At 65.9% G+C, this 17095-nt stretch carries 9 protein-coding genes; 2 read left to right on the top strand and 7 right to left on the bottom strand.

The features are described 5' to 3' along the window. Positions 1-28 precede the first annotated feature (28 nt). The gene (uraD, locus tag ACWEOI_RS16895; RefSeq protein WP_452360197.1) at positions 29-544 is read right to left on the bottom strand and encodes a 2-oxo-4-hydroxy-4-carboxy-5-ureidoimidazoline decarboxylase; all 516 of its coding nucleotides are present in this window, start codon (positions 542-544) and stop codon (positions 29-31) included. 164 nt (positions 545-708) lie between these two features. Between uraD and ACWEOI_RS16900 the strand changes: the two genes are divergently transcribed. Further along, entirely contained in the window at positions 709-2217 is a 1509-nt protein-coding gene (locus ACWEOI_RS16900; RefSeq protein ID WP_433672912.1) for a PucR family transcriptional regulator ligand-binding domain-containing protein, read from the top strand. A gap of 12 nt (positions 2218-2229) precedes the next feature. Here the strand turns inward: ACWEOI_RS16900 and ACWEOI_RS16905 are convergent, their stop codons facing one another. After that, positions 2230-2586 carry a 4Fe-4S dicluster domain-containing protein gene (locus ACWEOI_RS16905; protein WP_452360641.1) on the bottom strand — a complete coding sequence of 119 codons (357 nt, stop codon included), beginning with the start codon at positions 2584-2586 and terminating at the stop codon, positions 2230-2232. Next, positions 2583-4172, bottom strand: coding sequence for an FAD-dependent oxidoreductase (locus ACWEOI_RS16910; protein WP_433672911.1), 1590 nt, complete (start codon positions 4170-4172; stop codon positions 2583-2585). The genes ACWEOI_RS16905 and ACWEOI_RS16910 overlap by 4 nt, the downstream gene beginning before the upstream one ends. A gap of 286 nt (positions 4173-4458) precedes the next feature. Between ACWEOI_RS16910 and ACWEOI_RS16915 the strand changes: the two genes are divergently transcribed. Beyond that, positions 4459-5448 (top strand): AurF N-oxygenase family protein, encoded by a 990-nt coding sequence (locus ACWEOI_RS16915; RefSeq protein ID WP_452360198.1) that lies wholly within the window; start codon positions 4459-4461, stop codon positions 5446-5448. A 15-nt stretch (positions 5449-5463) separates the two neighbouring features. On the opposite strand, the gene ACWEOI_RS16920 is transcribed toward ACWEOI_RS16915, so the two are convergent. The 4 genes from ACWEOI_RS16920 to ACWEOI_RS16935 all read right to left on the bottom strand — a co-directional run bounded on the left by ACWEOI_RS16920 (position 5464) and on the right by ACWEOI_RS16935 (position 17092). Next, positions 5464-6588 (bottom strand): sulfite oxidase, encoded by a 1125-nt coding sequence (locus ACWEOI_RS16920; RefSeq protein WP_452360199.1) that lies wholly within the window; start codon positions 6586-6588, stop codon positions 5464-5466. Positions 6589-7874: 1286 nt separating this feature from the next. After that, positions 7875-9413, bottom strand: coding sequence for a flavin-containing monooxygenase (locus ACWEOI_RS16925; protein WP_452360200.1), 1539 nt, complete (start codon positions 9411-9413; stop codon positions 7875-7877). Positions 9414-9432: 19 nt separating this feature from the next. Further along, the gene (locus ACWEOI_RS16930) at positions 9433-15675 is read right to left on the bottom strand and encodes an SDR family NAD(P)-dependent oxidoreductase (protein WP_452360201.1); all 6243 of its coding nucleotides are present in this window, start codon (positions 15673-15675) and stop codon (positions 9433-9435) included. A gap of 10 nt (positions 15676-15685) precedes the next feature. Then, positions 15686-17092: a thioesterase domain-containing protein gene (locus ACWEOI_RS16935; RefSeq protein ID WP_452360202.1), complete on the bottom strand. Its 1407-nt coding sequence runs from the start codon at positions 17090-17092 to the stop codon at positions 15686-15688. Positions 17093-17095 lie beyond the last annotated feature (3 nt).

The following is a 17095-nucleotide window of genomic DNA, read 5'->3' on the forward strand; positions in this document are numbered from 1 at the left end:
GGAGTGGGGACTCAGTTACGGGGGTCGTTCATCGCTCCTCCAGGAGCTTGCGCACCCGGCGGCCGGTGATGTCGGCCAGCTCGTGGCGCACCACGCGGTGTTCCTCGGCCGCGGGGTTGCCCAGACGGTGCCGCAGCTCCGCGAGCATCTCCGCGGCGCTGCGGCCGGCGGCCCGGATCAGGAAGACATGGCCGAAGTGCTCCTCGTAGGCGAGGTTCCCGGCGGCCAGCTCGGCCAGCACCCGGGCGTCGGCCTCCGACGCTCCGGACTGCTCGTCGGCCGACCACCGCGCCTCACGCTCGGACTGGTGCCGGGCCGCCTCGCGCTCACCGATGCGGGGGTGCGCGTCGAGCGCCTCCTGGACATCGGCCCAACTCAGTTCGGTGACCCCGGCCACGGCCGCGGCGATCAGACTCGACTCGTCCGCGTACGGCCGGTTCGCCACCATCTTGCGAGCCCAGGTCCGGGACGCGTTGCAGGTCAGCAGGTGCGTCTCGGCTTCTTCCAGGGGCAGCGAACCGAGCCATTCCAGGCGACTCGACATCCGACCTCCATCCGTGTTCTGCGTGTGTCAACCACTAAACCCGGGGGGTGGTCATGCCCGATAGGACGAGACCTCCGAACCTGTGGCCTGCTTCACAGGGGCGCGTTCGTAGTTACATCCAAGTTCGGTAACCGTCGCGTCACTCACTGTTAGCCTCGAGAATCATGCGGTTACGTTCCCTGCTGACCATGCACGATCTGGGCCTGCGGCTCGTCTCCGGAGAGGACGAGCTGGACCGCTTCGTACGCTGGGTCGTAACCACCGACATGCTCGACCCGGGCCGGTACCTCTCCGGCGGAGAGTTCGTGCTCACCGGGCTGCAATGGCGGCACAGCCCCGAGGACAGCGACACCTTCGTCGGCGCGCTCGCCCGCGCCCGGGTCGCCGCGCTCGCCGCCGGTGACGCGCTCTACGGCGAAGCACCCGAGGATCTGGTCGCGGCTTGTAAGAAACACCGAATCCCGCTGTTCCGGGTCGAGGAGCAGATCGCGTTCGCGACCGTCACCGAGACCATCAACCGGAAACTGTCCTCGGGACGGGCCGCGGACCTGAGCGCCATCCTGGACCGGCATCGGCAGCTGGTGTCCGGCGGCGGACTGGACTCGGTCCTCGACCTGGTCCATCGCACGCTCGGCACCCGGTGCTGGGTGGTGTCGTCCATCGGCCGCGTGGTCGCCGGGCCCACCCGCGACCTGCCCGAGCAGGTGCGGTCGGCGTTCCTGAGCGCGCGGCGGCTGCCACATGTGCTGTCCTGCAACCAGATCCGGTACACGCTGTTCGCCGTCGACGCCGACGCCACCTCGCGGATCGCGGACTGGTTCCTGGTCTTCGAGAGCGACTTCAAGGACTGGCCCGAGGAACGCCGCGCGCTCATCGGCGAACTCGCGGCGGTGGTGTCGCTCGAACGCGCCCGCCACGACGACCGGCACAGCGCCGAGGGCCGCCTCGCGCAGGAACTGATCGAACTGATCATGTCCGAGGCCAAACCCGCCGACATCATCTCGCGGCTGGAACTGACCGGGCTGGGACTGTCCGACCGCTACCTGGCCGTCGCCGCGACCGCCGACTCCGGCGCGGTGCGGCCCGGTGAACTGCGCGCGGTGCTGCGCGAAATCCTGTACGGCAGAAGCCCTGCCATCGGCGTCGTGGACGGCGAGGTCATCCTGCTGGTCGCGCTCGGCGACGAACAGGCCCTCGACGACCACATCCACCGCGCCATCGAAGCCCTCGAACCCGGGCTGCAACTGAGCCGCCTGTCCGTGGGCATCAGCGGCGCGGTCGACGGCGAGGGGCTGCGCGGCGCGGTCGAGGAGGCGCGGTACGCCCGCCGCATGGCCGCCGAACGCCAGCAACCCACCAGCGTCGTCCGCCACGACGAGCTCGCCACCCACATGCTGCTGCTGGCGAGCGTCCCCGACGAGGTGCGGCGCATGTTCCGGGTGCGCCTGCTCGACCCGCTGCGCGTCTACGACCAGGACAACCGCGCCGACCTGGTCCACACCCTCGAGACGTTCCTCGAGGTCTCCGGTTCCTGGACCAAGTGCGCGGATCTACTGCACGTCCACGTGAACACGTTGCGCTACCGCATCCAGCGCATCGAGGAACTCACCAACCGCGACCTGTCCCGCCTCGAGGACCGCGTCGACTTCTTTCTGGCCCTGGCCCTGCGCTGAACCCGCGCCGGGTCATGGGACCAATCGCCCGGGCTCGATCAGCCGGGGCGGCAGCGCGCCGTGCGGCAGGGCGGGACCGACCGCGACGAGACTGCCCGGTGTCCGGCCCTTTCCCCAGCCGATCTGCTCGCGATAACGCCCGATGTGGGCTTCGGGGTTCGCGTCGCGGTCCCCGAGCGGTGCGGCCTCGGGCGAGACGTAGAGGGCGTCGGCCGGGCAGTACGCCTCGCACATGAAGCAGGTCTGGCAGTCGGATTGCCGTGCGATGAGCGGGATTCCGCTCTCGGTGCGGTCGAAGACGTCGGTCGGGCAGACGTCGACGCACTTGTCACAGGCGATGCAGTCCTCGGCGCGCACCAGCTCGATCACGATGCCACCGCCGCCGGTGTGGTCGCCGACGTCGCGGTCCACACCTCGCCGAGACCACCGGACAAGATGTGGTGGTGCTGGCCCGGATCCAACTCCGGGTGATCCGAGCGTTTGCTCATGCCGCGAGTCTCCGTGCGCGCCAACGTGGATCGGTACATCAGACGACCGACCGCGGTGATGGCGGCTGCCTGCCGGGCGCGGACCCGGTCCGCACCGGTTTCGCCGCCGAGGCCATGCGTGGCCCGCTCCCAGAGGGCATCGAGTTCGGCCAGGGCGGGGCGCAGGCGATCGCCGTGGCGCAGGTAGTTCTTCTCGAACGGGATCAGCTCCCGCTGTGCGTCCGCCACAACCTCGTCTGCGGACACCGATTCCGTTGCCTCCGGACGTAATCCGACCCGTCCGAGGCCATACACTGCACCCGAATCGAGGCCGCCTACGCTCAGGGCGAACCGCGCCGCACCCCGGCCCGCCCAGCTGCCCGACGACATGGCCCAGGCCGAATTGTGACTACCGCCGCCGGTGAATCCACCGCAGATCCGCTCCCGCGTCGCGGCATCGCCCGCGGCGTACAGGCCGGGAACCGTTGTCGCGCAGTCATCGTCGACGACATCGATTCCGCCGGTGCCGCGTACCGTACCCTCGGCGAGCAGGTCCACTTCGAAGCGATCGGTGAACGGGTCGATCCCGCGGCGGTCGAACTGGAGGAAGAAGTTTGGCTGACCCAGCCGCATCCGGGCCTGCACATCGGCGTCGGCCCGGTCCAGTTGCGCGAAGACGGGCTCCGACAACAGGGTCCTGGCGATCACCGACCGTCCCCGCGCGGAACCCGCGCCTTCCAGGACGCGGCCGTCGGCGTGGAAGAACGTCGCGAAGCCGTAATAGGCGGTCTTGGTGATGGTCGAGCCCTTGGGCACGATCCCGTAGGCGTTGGAGAACTCCATGCCCGAGAACCGCGCCCCGGCCTCGGCCGCCATCAGCGCGCCGTCGCCGGTGTCCACATTGGTGCCCAGGGCACGGGACAGGAAGGCACAGCCGCCGGTGGCCAGCACCACCGCGCCCGCCACCACGCGATAGTCACGGTCGGCGTGCCGCTGATATCCGGCGGCCCCGCGTACCACGCCGTCGGCATCGGCCAGCAGCTCCAGCGCCGGGGCGTGATCCAGGATGCGCACGCCGAGCCGTTTCACCCAGGCGCGCATGCGCCGCATGTACTCCGGGCCCTGGACGCCGGTGAGCAAGGGCTCCCCGGTATCGGGATCGGCCGGGAACGGGTAGCGGCCCTCGACGGCGAGCCGGTTCATGTTCACGTAGGTCTGATCGAGGACCCGGTCCATCCAATAGTGGTCGGCCAGATGCCCGCCCAGCGCCTCACGACTGGCCTTGGCCTGGGCGCGGGCGGTCGCCTCCGGTGCCACGTACCAGACGCCGGTGCCCGAAGGCGCTGTGGCGCCGCTGGTTCCGCAGTAGCCCTTGTCGACCAGCACTACCTCCGCACCAGCTTCCCGGGCGTGTACCGCCGCCCAGCACGCGGCGGGTCCGCCGCCGATCACCAGCACGTCGGTGCTGAGCTGCCATGGTTCGCTCATCGGCACAGTCCCCCCGGGAGAGTTGGTGCCGGAACGGTAAGGCGGCCGGTCGGGCTCGCCGAAGAGTTGCGATCAGGGCGATCCTTTGGCGGCCAAATTTCCCACATCGTGGCAAATCGCTTGCGTCCGGGCGGTAGGTCCGACCAGCACAAGATCGGCCGTCACGGGGACACGCATACATTCAGGGTTGTATGTAACCGTGGTTAGCACTTACCGTGGAGTGTGTCGCGCCGCACAGGAACGGCCCCCGCCCCGGGCGGCGCGGTACACAGACGAGGAGGCAATGATGGCTCTGACGACGAGGTCGGGCACCGGAACCGAGGCACACGAATACGCGGACGTGCTGCACACCCTGTCGGAGGGATCGGTGTACCGCCGGTTCGATCCGTATCTCGATATCCCCTGGGACTCCCCCGAATTCGCGATCGACCCGCACGATCCGCGCTGGGTGCTGCAACCCGATATCGATCCGCTGGGCGCGACGCAGTGGTACCAGGACCAGCCGCTGGAGCGGCAGATCGAGATCGGCAAGTGGCGGATCACCAATGCCATCAAGGTCGGCGCGGCCTTCGAGAGCATTCTGATCCGCGGAATGATGCAGTACATCATGAAGCTGCCCAACGGGTCGCCGGAGTTTCGCTACTGCCTCCACGAAATGACCGAGGAGTGCAACCACATCCAGATGTTCCAGGAGCTGGTCAACCGGATCGGCGTCGACGTTCCGGGCATGCGGCCCTTCTTCCGGAAGATCTCACCGCTCATCGGCGTTGCCGGCGGATACGCCTGGCCGATTCTGTTCATCGGCATTCTCGGCGGCGAGGAACCGATCGACCACTATCAGAAGGCCGTCATCCGCAACGGCGCGAATCTGCCGCCCGCGGTGGTGCGCTGTATGGAGATCCATATCGCCGAGGAAGCCCGGCACATCTCCTTCGCCAACGAGTTCCTGAAAAGGCACATCCCGCGGCGCAGCCCGATGTATCAGAATTTCTGCGGCATCGCCTTCCCGCTCGCCATGCGCTGGCTCGCCGGGGAGATCATGGCCCCGCCGCCGGAATTCGCGCGCACCTTCGACATTCCGCGCGAGGTCATCAAGGAAGCGTTCTGGCAGTCGCCGACCGCGTCGAAGATCCTGTCCGGCTACTTCGGCGACATGCGTTCCCTCGCAGACGAACTGGGCCTGATGAACCCGGTCACCAAGCGACTCTGGAAGACCCTCGGCATCGACGGCGACCACTCCCGGTATCGCAGCGAACCCGACCGCCGGGTCGCCTGATCCGACGGGTTCCGGTCACTCGTCGGCCTCCAGGCACAGCACCGGGACCCGCTGGACCGGATTCACGACGAATCCGCCGTGATTCCAGGGCGGCTCGAGCGGCTGGGTGTTGCCATCGGCATCGGTCGCCCGGGCGCTGAGGACATAGTCGCCCGGGGTCGCGATCCAATCGAAATGCCAGCGCCGCCAAGCCCATCGGCGGCCCTGGTCCGGATCCAGCCGCGCCCCCTGCCAACTCCGCCCGCCATCGGTACTCGCCTCGACGAGCGTGACCGGCGCCCGGCCCGACCAGGCTCGCCCTTCGAGCGGCACCGGGCCCGGTCGCACCACCCGCGATCGCGACATGTAATCCGGGAAGCCGGGCGGAACCAGCAGCGCACGCGGCGCGATCCGGGTTACCGGCTCGCCCACCTCACCGGCGTCCTGCCGGAGCCGATACGCCACCGCCTGCTGGTACCCGGTGAACGGAGCATCGGTCACCGTGATCTCCCGCAGCCACTTCACATGCGCCATGCCATACCAGCCGGGCACGATCAGCCGGACCGGATAGCCGTGCTGCGGCGGCAGCGGCGCCCCGTTCATCTCATAGGCGACCAGCACCCCCGACTCGGCACCCATGGCCACCTCGACCGGCAGCGCCCGCTGATAATCCTGTTCGACCCCGTACTCCACCCCGTGATCCGCGCCGGTGAAGACCACCTCGACCGCGTCGGCCTCCACACCGGCCTCCCTCAGCAACAGCCCCAGCGGGACGCCCGTCCACTCGGCGGTGCCGACCGCCCCGAGCAGCCAGGGCTGACTCACCGGACGCGGAGTCAGCATGACCCGGCCATTGCCCGCGCATTCGAGCGTCACCCTCGTGGTGACCTGTGGAAACGCCTTCAGAGCGGCCACATCCAGCCGCAGTCGACGCCGTACCCGACCCGCGATCTTCAGCTGCCAGGGCTCGTTCGGCGGGACGAAGGGAATGTCGAAATGCGTCAGCACATAATGCAGACCCGGCGGCGTGACGTCATAGCGCAGCGCCTCGAGCGGCAGCCCGTGATTGCGCGCCGCCAGCGCGAGCTCGTCCATGCCGATCCCCTCGTCGGGGGCGGCCAGCCGGGCGCGGGTGCTCGAATCGGCGAGTCGATGAGCCATCGACTCATTATCGCGCCGAATCGCCCCGGCAGCAGAGCGCGTCAATCGCCTTACCCGCCCGGCACCCCACCCCCATGAGCCTTCCGACGATCTCGCGGGATGAATGCGCATCAAGGGACTGGCAACCAACGTGCCGAACTGCCCCTCGGTCACCCAAGCGTGCTCGCCAACCTCGATGCGGCACGCAATTCCCCCGACAGGGGCCCGAATGACGTGTTTGGGACGCGAGTTATCGGACCAGAAGCATTGTCGATCACCTCCAGGTCGAGCAGCGCCTCACGACTCACTTGAAGCGGCCCGTTGGGGCCAACCACCTCCTCGAGTACTGACCTGCCGTGCCAAGACCGCCGAAAACGACTCTGGCAGTTTATGGTTGGGATAGACCTAACTACTGCGGTCGGTGACCAGTTGCTCGCGCTTCCGTTCCCGAGGGCACACTTCCTCGGGCTTTCCGAGACGGAAGAGCAAGATCGACTTCGAGGGGGCAGAATGGACGTCAATGAAGCAATCGATAAGCTGTTCCAGCACGCAGACGTCGCCATACAGGCCAGCGACTACCTAGTCGGCAGGGTCAGCCGCAAATCGGAATCGCGTTCGCGTTAGCCGCGGCATTGCGGATCGCGCAGCGCCGCCACCCCGACTACGGATTCGATATCGTCGACGCCGGCGTCGCGTTGGAAGCAGGCTGGGCCCTGCGCGGAATTGATGTGAAGGTTCGGCCTTACACCCGACTTCGGCCCGACTACTTCCTGTTCGGATTCAAGGATGGCGCCCCGGCCGCACACACAGCCCCGGACCCCGGTGGAATTCGCTCCGAAACCCCGCCAAGATCCACCAGCAGAGCCAATCGAACGACGAACTGCACCTCGAAGTGCAGCACCGACAGTGCAGAATTACGTCAAGGACTGCCCAGTCAGCAGTTCACATTGCTGCCCAGCAGAACGGCCAGTCCTTGCCCATCATCTCGTAGAACCCCCAAGATCATGCGCTGACCTGGCGATCTTGGGGGTTCTACCTATCCTGACCTGACATTCCGCTATCCCAACGCATCCCACCCGTTCCGGCCGAAACCTACGGATTCCCACCGTTTCGGCCGCAAAATGGCACGCAGAATGGCACTCGAATTCCCACCACATCCCGATCCCGCCGGATCCGCCCTGTCGACCGTCCGCAGGCACGCCGTGACTCCGACCGCGCCGCGCGGTAGCCGCAGTGGCGTGGCCAAGGTGATCGGTGCCTGCTCGGCCGTTGCCCCCGTATTGCTCGAAATCGATGGCCGGCGCCCGCTATTTTTGCGGGCAAGGGTTGCCGTTGTTCGCGTCGAAGTGGTAGTCGGTGAACGGGAAATGCCTGCCACGCCACCGTGCTTCGAGAGCACCGGCAGGCCGGAAATACGCCACGTCACCGTGCGAGTTGCGGTAGTAGGTTCGAGTACCCTTGTTTTGCGTCTCGACGTAGTACCGAAGGACCCGACCACGCCTGCGGATCTCGGCATGGTGCGCGGCGTGCGCCTGTCCGCTCACCTCGACGGTCGACGCATGGCGGCGGCGCGCCTCCACTATCGCTCGAATAGCATGTGAGGCAGTCGTTTCCACCATCCCGTGCCATCCGATATCGGCCATCGTGTACGGTCCGACCAGCATCCAGCGGTTCGGCAGACCGGCTACGGCCACACCCTCATAGGTCTGTACTCCATGGGCTCCGAAGAACTGACCGAGATCGAATCCGTCCCGCCCGACCACGGCGCCTTCGACGTAGCTTTCCGGATCGGTGTACATCTCGTAGCCGGTAGCCAGCACGATGACGTCATATTTGCGCTCGGTGCCATCGCCGGCCAGGATGCCCTGCTCGGTGAACCGCTCGATGTCGTCGGCGACCAGGCCGACGTTGTCGCGATTGAACACCGCCGGATATCCGGCCGACAGGGTGACGCGCTTCGCCATGGGTCCATAGTCGGGTGTCAGCGCGGCGGCCGTTTCGGGGTCGTCGATGATCCGTCGGAGATACCTTCGGTAAGCCCGCTTGGCCAAGGAATCGAATGCGGCCATCATCGGTTTCGCCACAGCCAAGGGCATGATCGTGACCAGTCTGGCAATGGGTTCCAACCCCAGCAACATCATCCCGCGCAGGGCCGCCGCCACGCCTGGCACCCGCAGGGCGGCTTGGAACCAGCGCGGGACCGGCAAGTTGGGTTTGGGTATGCACCACACCGGCGTCCGCTGGTAGACATCGAGGTGAGCTACGTCAGGCGCGATCGCGGGCGTGAGTTGCACCGAACTCGCGCCGGTACCGACCACTGCCACGCGCTTACCCGCCAGGTCGAGAGCATGGTCCCAGGTGGCCGGGCGTTGCACTATGCCGGTAAAATCATCGAGGCCGTTTATGCCATCGGCTTTGGGGCGCAGAAAGGCACCGACCGCGCTGATCACGAACCTGGCCGTGATGATCTCGTTACCAGCGGTGTGCAACGCCCATCGATGGTGTTTCTCGTCCCATACTTCGCGGACGATCTCGGTGTGGAACCGCAGATGCCGATAGAGACCGAAGCGGCGGGCCACATCCTGGTGATACGCCTGAACCTCAGCACCTGTCGGGAACGCCGTTGGCCAATCGGCCTTGCGAGCGAACGAGTACTGGTAAATGAGCGCGGGTACATCCACGCTGATCCCCGGGTAGGAATTGTCGCGCCAACTGCCGCCGACCTCGCCCGCGCGTTCCAGAATAGTGAACTCTTCGATCCCCGCGCGTTTGAGCAGTACACCCGCCGCGATACCGCCGGGACCCGCCCCGATCACCACGATCTCATGATCAGGTTCTGTTGTCATTGTGCTCATTTTTACTTTCTCACTGAATAGGTTGGATGCCAGCGCTCAGCTGCGTGAGCCATTGACCTATCAACTGTGCCGTTACTTGGACCGCGGCACCGCACAGCGCAACGTGCTCCGCATCCACGGTCTGGACCGTCTGCGCGGTTGACCACGCTTCTATCGGCCAGTCAACGATGCTCTGCCGCAAATGCGCCGATCGCGTGAACCTAACGAAGAGCGTCGTGCATTCAAGAGGCTTGTGCTCGATCTGCATCGCTAGGTCGAACCACCAGCCGAATGCGGTCAACCGTGTGGTGGCGAGGTCAGGGAGCGTCGCGTCTATCTCGAGCAGGTGGTTCCCGCGGCCGTTCAGTTGGTATTCATTCGCCTCGCGGGCGATAAAGCCGTCAAGGATGACCAGGCCTTGCAGCTGGCTATTTCCTTGTTCCAGTAACCGAGCCGCCGCCGCGTGGGCGATATTTCCGCCTACCGAGTAACCGCCCAGGACGAATTCGTCCTGGCCCACCGTATCGAGGACCGTCTCGACAATGCTGTCGATAGCGGCATCAAGCGAGGCAGGGAGCGGCTCATCCGGAGCGTATCCCAACAGCGGGATAGCCGAAACACGGCGGTGACCGCCCAAATCGGCGGCAAGCTGCGTGTACTGAATGGATTCGCCGAGGAATTCCGGGGAATTAATGAATACCAAGTGCGGCAGGACATCCCCGACATTGTTGCCGGGCGAACCGCCACTGATTCCGATGCCAGTCGACATTCCCCCGGCGAATTGGTCGAACACCGGACGGAGCTTCGCTGCCGCTCGCAAGAACGCCAAACCGTTTCTGAGCCTATTGTTTTCGATCGCTTGCCGGATGACACCGACCAAAGTCTCGTCGGGAGCCACGGGTGCTGCCGCCGGAAGGTCGGTGGCCGCGCGGGTAGCGTCCGGCAACCGCGTCGGCGCTGCCGCCATCTTCCCCTGGGCTTCGAGCAGTTCTTGCAGAATGTATCGGGCGAGGGTGGTCGGTGTGGGATGGTCGAAGATCAGGGTCGCGGGCAGTCGTAGTCCGGTGAGCGTATTGAGTCGGTTGCGGGCCTCGACCGCGGCCAGCGAATCGAAACCCAACTCCCGGAAGTTGCCGGCTGGATCGATCGCGTCGGGACCATCATGGCCGAGCACAATCGCCATCTGTTCTCGCACCACGCCCAGCAGCATCGGCAGTCGCTCGGCTTCCGCCAGCGCTGAAACCCGCTCTCGCACACCCGCCCCCTGCTCCCGCGACAGCTCCGGCACCGAACGACGTCGCGCACTCGAAACCAATCCCCGCAGCAGCGGGATCGATGTCCCAGCCCTGACCTGCGCATCCAGCACCACACGGTTCAGCGGTGCCGCGACCACGCCGGCACGGTCCTGAATGATCGCAGCGTCGAACATTGCCAGACCTTGCTCAGTCGAGATGGGTGAGAGCCCAACACGACCCAACCGAGCGGTGTCGGTATCAGCGAGATGCCCGGTCATCCCGGTATCGGAAGCCCACCACCCCCACGCGATCGAAGTCGCGGCCAGCCCACTCGCACGCCGATGCTCGGCCAACCCGTCCAGGAACACATTCGCCGCCGCGTAGTTGCCCTGCCCCGCATTGCCCAACACACCCGCAACCGAGGAATACAACACGAACAACCCCAGATCCAACTCATGGGTCAACTCATGCAGATGCCATGCCGCATCAGCCTTGGCCGCCAACACCGCGTCCATCCGGTCCGGTGTCAGTGACGCGATCACGCCGTCATCGAGCACAGCGGCCGCATGCACCACACCCGTCAAAGGGAACTGCTCGGGCACCGCCGACAACAGCTCGGCCACCTCATCGCGGTTCGCGACATCACAAGCCACAATCCGCACCTGAGCACCCAGCTCGCCCAACTCCGTCACCAACAGCGACGCTCCCGGCGCAGCCGCACCACGACGACTCGCCAACACCAGCGACCGCACCCCATGGTTTGTCACCAAATGCCGCGCCAAAACCGCACCCAAACCACTCGTGCCGCCAGTAATCAGCACCGTCCCAGCCGACACCACGCCAGTCGCGCCCGGCCTTGACAAGTCGATCGGCGCCGTGCGGACGATCTTCCCGGTATCTCTGGCCTGAACAGGTAGCCGGATCAATCGGGCCGCATGTACGACACCGGCACGGATCATGATCTGGGGCTCGCCCGAAACGATCACCGCCGCAAGCCCTTCGGCGGTCAGCTCGTCAGTGTCTGTGTCGACCAGCACGATACGACCCGGAGCCTCCGACTGCGCCGAACGCACCAGACCCCAGACCGCAGATCCTGCCAAATCAGTGACATCTTGCCCAGCCCGGCCGACCGCACCACGAGTGACGATAACCAACGTGCTTGCCGTGTAACGCAACTCATCAATCCAGGCCTGCAACACCCGCAACATCTCATGCGTTGCATCGCGGACACGACTCGGCACATCCTCGTCGGCACCGGCACCGGCACCGACCACGCCGCGATCGAATACGACGACCGCGGGTACGGTCACTTCCCGGTTCCGCACCCAGCTACCGAAATCCTCACCATTGGCGAAGGTTTCGGCATCGGCAGGCGAGATAATCTGCGCCGCTAATGGCGTCCACTGCACTCCATACAACCCGTCCTGCACCGAGAAGGCGTCCAGCTCTGCGGAAGATACCTCCTGCACGGTCAAGGACCGCGTCGTGAACACCATCCGGCCGACCGCATCGGCGACCTGGATCGATATTGCACCGATATCGCCAGGCACCGGAGTGATACGCGCCCGCACCAGCGACGCTCCGGTCGCGTGCAAAGCCACCCCCTGCCAGCAGAATGGCAACCTCACCCGCCCCGGATTGGGATCGACATCGACGAGCTGTCCGTGCAGCACCGACTCCAGCAAGGCCGGATGCAGCCCGAACCGCGACACATCGGTCATCGTCTCGGACAGCTCGACCTCCACGAACAGTTCGGCACCACAACGCCATACCGATCGCAATCCCTGGAACGCCGATCCATACTCGTCACCGGCAACAGCCAACCGGTCATATAGACCATCCACAGGCACGGCGACCGCACCAGCGGGCGGCCACACCACCAGACCCGCGTCCAGTTCCGGCACGCCCTCGTTGCCCAGCACACCCTGTGCGTGCAGCACCCACCTGCCGTCTGCGGCCTCCGCACGGGAATACACCGAGACCGTCCGGCAGCCGAGCTCGTCGGCATCGTCCAGCACTACCTGCAACTGCATCCCGACCTCGTCGGGCAGCACCAGCGGCGTCAGCACCGTGAACTCCCGCAGCAGTGCGCAACCCACTTCCGCTGCCGCATGCAACGCCAACTCCACGAAAGCGGTCCCTGGGAACAGCACAAACCCGCCGACAGCGCGATCAGCCAGCCACGGATGGGTCGCCAGGCCGACTCGGCCGGTCAGTACCACACGGTCCCCGTCCGGGGACACCACCACTGCGCCCAGAAACGGATGATCAGCCGCCGATAGCCCCAGCGACGACGCGTCCCCACTATTCGAGTCGCCATCCAACCAATACCTGCGCCGCGCAAACGCATACGTCGGCAAAGCTATCCCTCGCGCAGGAGCAGGTCCCAGCAGCGCTGCCCAATCCACCCCCACACCCGACACCTCCAGCTGCGCCGCCGACCGAAGGAAACCTTCCATGCCCCCGTCGTCACGTCGCAGCGAACCCACGACGGTCACGGGATCGGCACCCGCCCGAAGGTCGCAGAGTTGCTCGATGCCGACGGTGAGCAGCGGATGCGGACTGACCTCGAGGAAGGTGTTGTACCCGTCCACCAATAGGCCCTGAGCCGCGTGTTGGAAACGCACCGGTTCGCGCAGGTTCCGGAACCAGTAGTCCGCGTCCAACTCGGTGCCGTCCAGTACGCCACCGGTCACGCTCGACCAGAACGCCACGTGCGACGATCCGGGCCGAAGTTTGGCGAGCACCTTGCGCAGCGGTTCGCGGAGCCCATCGACCTGCGGCGAATGCGAGCCGTAGTCCACCGGGATCCGGCGGGCGTGCACGTTGTCACGGGCACAGGCTTCCAGGAAGGACTCGAGCTGCCCTGCCGCACCGGATACCACCGTCGCCTGCGGCCCGTTGATCGCGGCCACTGACAATTCGTCGTATCCGGCCAGCAGCGAGGTGACCCGATCGACAGGCAAGGACACCGTGACCATCCCGCCCCGGCCGGTCACAGCGATCAAAGCGGCCGACCGCAGCACCACCACCCGAGCGGCATCCTCGAGGGACAAGGCCCCGGCCACGCACGCCGCGGCAATCTCGCCCTGAGAATGGCCCACAACGGCGTCCGGAACAACACCGACCGAGCGCCACAGTTCGGCCAAGGACACCATCACCGCGAAGAGCACCGGTTGGACCACGTCGACGCGCTCCAGCGGCGGCGCACCGTCCGCACCCTCGAGCACGGCGAACAACGACCAATCCACGAGCGGCGAGAACACCGCATCGCACTCGGCCATCTTCCGGGCGAACACCGGCGAACAGTCCAGCAGTTGTCTGCCCATGCCCAGCCATTGAGCGCCCTGGCCAGGGAACACCCATACGGTTTTGCGGGGCATTCCAGCCACGCCGGTAGCCACGGCGGGACTCGGAGCCTGCGCCAGCAGCGCGGTCAGTCCCTCGAGCAGTTGGTGGCGATCCGCGCCCACCACCGCGGCACGGTGATCGAACCGCGATCGCTGACACGCCAACGCGCGCGCCACATCCCGCATGTCCAGCAGCGGGTCACCGGCCACGAAATCCCGCAGCCGCCGCGCCTGCCCCGTCAACGCCGCCGGTGTCCGACCCGAAACCACCCACACCACTGGGCCATCCACGCCGTCACCGGCCTCAGCGACGGGGTCGGTCACCGATTCCGGTGCCTGCTCGAGAATCACGTGCGCATTGGTGCCGCTGATACCGAACGCCGACACCGCGGCACGACGCGGCCGATCGACCACCGGCCAATCACGTTGCGCGGTCAGCAGTTCCACCCGCCCGGCAGTCCAATCGATATGCGTGGATGGCTGATCCGCGTACAACGTCTTGGGCAGCACCCCGTGCCGCAATGCCTGCACCATCTTGATCACACCGGCCACACCAGCCGCCGCTTGCGTGTGCGTGATGTTGGATTTGACCGAACCCAGCCACACCGGTTCCAGATCACGATCACGCTGACCATAGGTCGCCAGCAATGCCTGCGCCTCGATCGGATCACCCAACGTGGTGCCGGTGCCGTGCGCCTCCACCACATCGACCCCGGTCGGGGCCAATCCGGCATTGGCCAATGCCCGCCGAATCACCCGCTGCTGCGACGGACCATTCGGAGCAGTCAACCCATTTGACGCACCATCCTGATTCACCGCCGAACCACGCACCACCGCCAACACCCGATGCCCATTGCGTCGGGCATCCGACAACCGTTCCAGCACAAGCACACCCGAGCCTTCACCGAACGCGGTCCCGTCGGCTGCTTCGGCGAACGGCTTGCACCGGCCATCCGGTGCCAGCCCCCGCTGCCGGGAAAACTCCACGAACGTTTCCGCGGTCGCCATCACCGTGACACCACCGGCCAAGGCCAGCGAACATTCTCCGGACCGCAATGCCGCCGCCGCCTGATGTAGCGCCACCAAGCTCGACGAGCACGCCGTATCCACCGATACCGCAGGCCCCTCCAACCCCAACACATACGACACCCGACCCGACACCACGCTCGGTGCGGAGCCGGTCATTCGATACCCCTCCGGTCCGTGCTCGGCCTCGACACCGGATATCCCGCCATAGGTCTGCCCCATGACACCGGCGAACACGCCGGTGTCACTGCCACGCAGCGAATCCGGCTTGATGCCCGCCTGCTCCAACGCCTCCCACACCGTCTCCAACAGCAATCGCTGCTGCGGATCCATAGCCAGCGCCTCGCGCGGACTGATCCCGAAGAATTCCGGATCGAAATCTCCGGCGTCGTGGACGAACCCGCCCTCCCGCACATACGACCTGTCCGCCAACCGATCCCACCCACGATCGGACGGCCACTCCGAGATCGCATCCCGACCCTCGACCACCAGACGCCACAAATCGTCCGGCGACCCCACACCTCCCGGAAAACGACACCCCATACCCACAATCGCCACCGGCTCCGAGCCCGCCTGCGTCAGCTCCCGCAGCTTGGCCCTGCTTTCCTGCAGCTCGGCTGTGACCCGTCGTAGGAGATGTTGCAGCTTTTGCTGATCGACCATTCTCGAACCCCTATTCCTGGCTCAACCATTGGTCGACCAGCTGCGCGGTCGTATGCGCCTCGGTGCTGCACAGTTCGACATGTTGCGCGTCCACGGTCCGGACGGTCTGTGTTGTCGACCAGGTTTCTACTGGCCACTCGTGGAGGTTGTGCGCCGGTGACGGTTTCGTGCACTTGATGACGAGCGCCTTACATTCGACCGGCGGGCACTCCACTTGCCGCAGCAGGTCGATCCAGCACGCGAGAGCAGTCAAACGATCGCTGGTGAAGCCGGCGAGATCGGGGATCGACGCGTCGGTATCGACCACGGCGTCTCGCGCGGTGTCCATTTGGCGGTCATTTGCCTCGGGAGCGATAAAGGAATCGAAGATGATCAACCCCTGGAGCCGCGTATTGCCTTGTGCCAGCAGGCGAGCCGCGGTGGCGTGGGCGAGGTTCCCGCCCCCCGACATGCCACCCACGACGAATTCGTCGTCGCCCACGGTGTCGAGGACGGTCTTGGCGATACTGTCGATGGCGGCGTCGAGCGACGCGGGCAAAGGCTCACCCGGCTCGTATCCCGACAGTGGGATCACCGAGAAACGGCGATGAGCGCCCAGGTGGGCGGCGAGAAGAATGTACTGAATGTATCCGCCGAGAAACGCCGGGGTGCAGATCATGACAATGTGCGGCAACACATCTCCGCCACTGTTGCCGGGCGTGCCGCCGGTGAGTCCGATGCACTTCGGTATTCCCGCCGTGTCCGCGTGGTAGTCGAACGCCGGACGAAGTTGCGCAGCCGCGAGAAGCATCTCCATGCCGTCGCTGAACCTGTCGTCCGCGATCGCTTGCCTGAACATGCGTACAAGAGTCGGCTCGGCGGCTCGAGCGGTCACCGCGGGAGGGGTGTAGGCGGCCCCGTCGTGTCGAGGTACGAGCATGGCGTGTCCGCGCATGGCGAGTTGAGGTTCGGCGCTGGCGATCGCGGTGACGGTCATGTTCCGTATTGCCATGAGTCCGAGTAGATCTCCGAGACCTTTATCGGCGGAGTCGGTGTCGACGAGCACGATCCGCCCCGGATGCTCGGATTGCGCCGACACCACCAGCTCCCATATCGCCGATTGCACCGGGTGCACGACCTCGTCGGCCGATACCGCCGTCGCGCCGCGCGTGAGTACCAGGAACGGGCTGGAATCGAAGCGTCGTTGTCCGGACCAGGACTGCAGAGCTGCCGACACTTTCTGTGTCATGGCCTGCGCATCCGTTGGCAGCGAACCGGATTCGTCTCTACGGCAGTCCAGGACCATGACCTGGGCGGTGTCACTGTCGGGCCCGTTCAGTGCTTCTTCCCAATCGCAGGGCGCCACCTCGGGCAACGATGTGGGAGTGGGAATCATGGACCACTCGACCCGATGCTGCTGATTCATAATTTCTGTCATTGC

The organism is Nocardia sp. NPDC004340 (assembly GCF_053602575.1).

Bases quoted from the DNA above. Each gene is read 5' to 3' on its own strand.
- ACWEOI_RS16935 (WP_452360202.1), bottom strand. From the start codon at position 17,092: ATGACAGAAATTATGAATCAGCAGCATCGGGTCGAGTGGTCCATGATT.
- ACWEOI_RS16915 (WP_452360198.1), top strand. From the start codon at position 4,459: ATGGCTCTGACGACGAGGTCGGGCACCGGAACCGAGGCACACGAATAC.
- ACWEOI_RS16930 (WP_452360201.1), bottom strand. From the start codon at position 15,675: ATGGTCGATCAGCAAAAGCTGCAACATCTCCTACGACGGGTCACAGCC.
- uraD (WP_452360197.1), bottom strand. From the start codon at position 544: ATGTCGAGTCGCCTGGAATGGCTCGGTTCGCTGCCCCTGGAAGAAGCC.
- ACWEOI_RS16925 (WP_452360200.1), bottom strand. From the start codon at position 9,413: ATGACAACAGAACCTGATCATGAGATCGTGGTGATCGGGGCGGGTCCC.
- ACWEOI_RS16920 (WP_452360199.1), bottom strand. From the start codon at position 6,588: ATGGCTCATCGACTCGCCGATTCGAGCACCCGCGCCCGGCTGGCCGCC.
- ACWEOI_RS16910 (WP_433672911.1), bottom strand. From the start codon at position 4,172: ATGAGCGAACCATGGCAGCTCAGCACCGACGTGCTGGTGATCGGCGGC.
- ACWEOI_RS16900 (WP_433672912.1), top strand. From the start codon at position 709: ATGCGGTTACGTTCCCTGCTGACCATGCACGATCTGGGCCTGCGGCTC.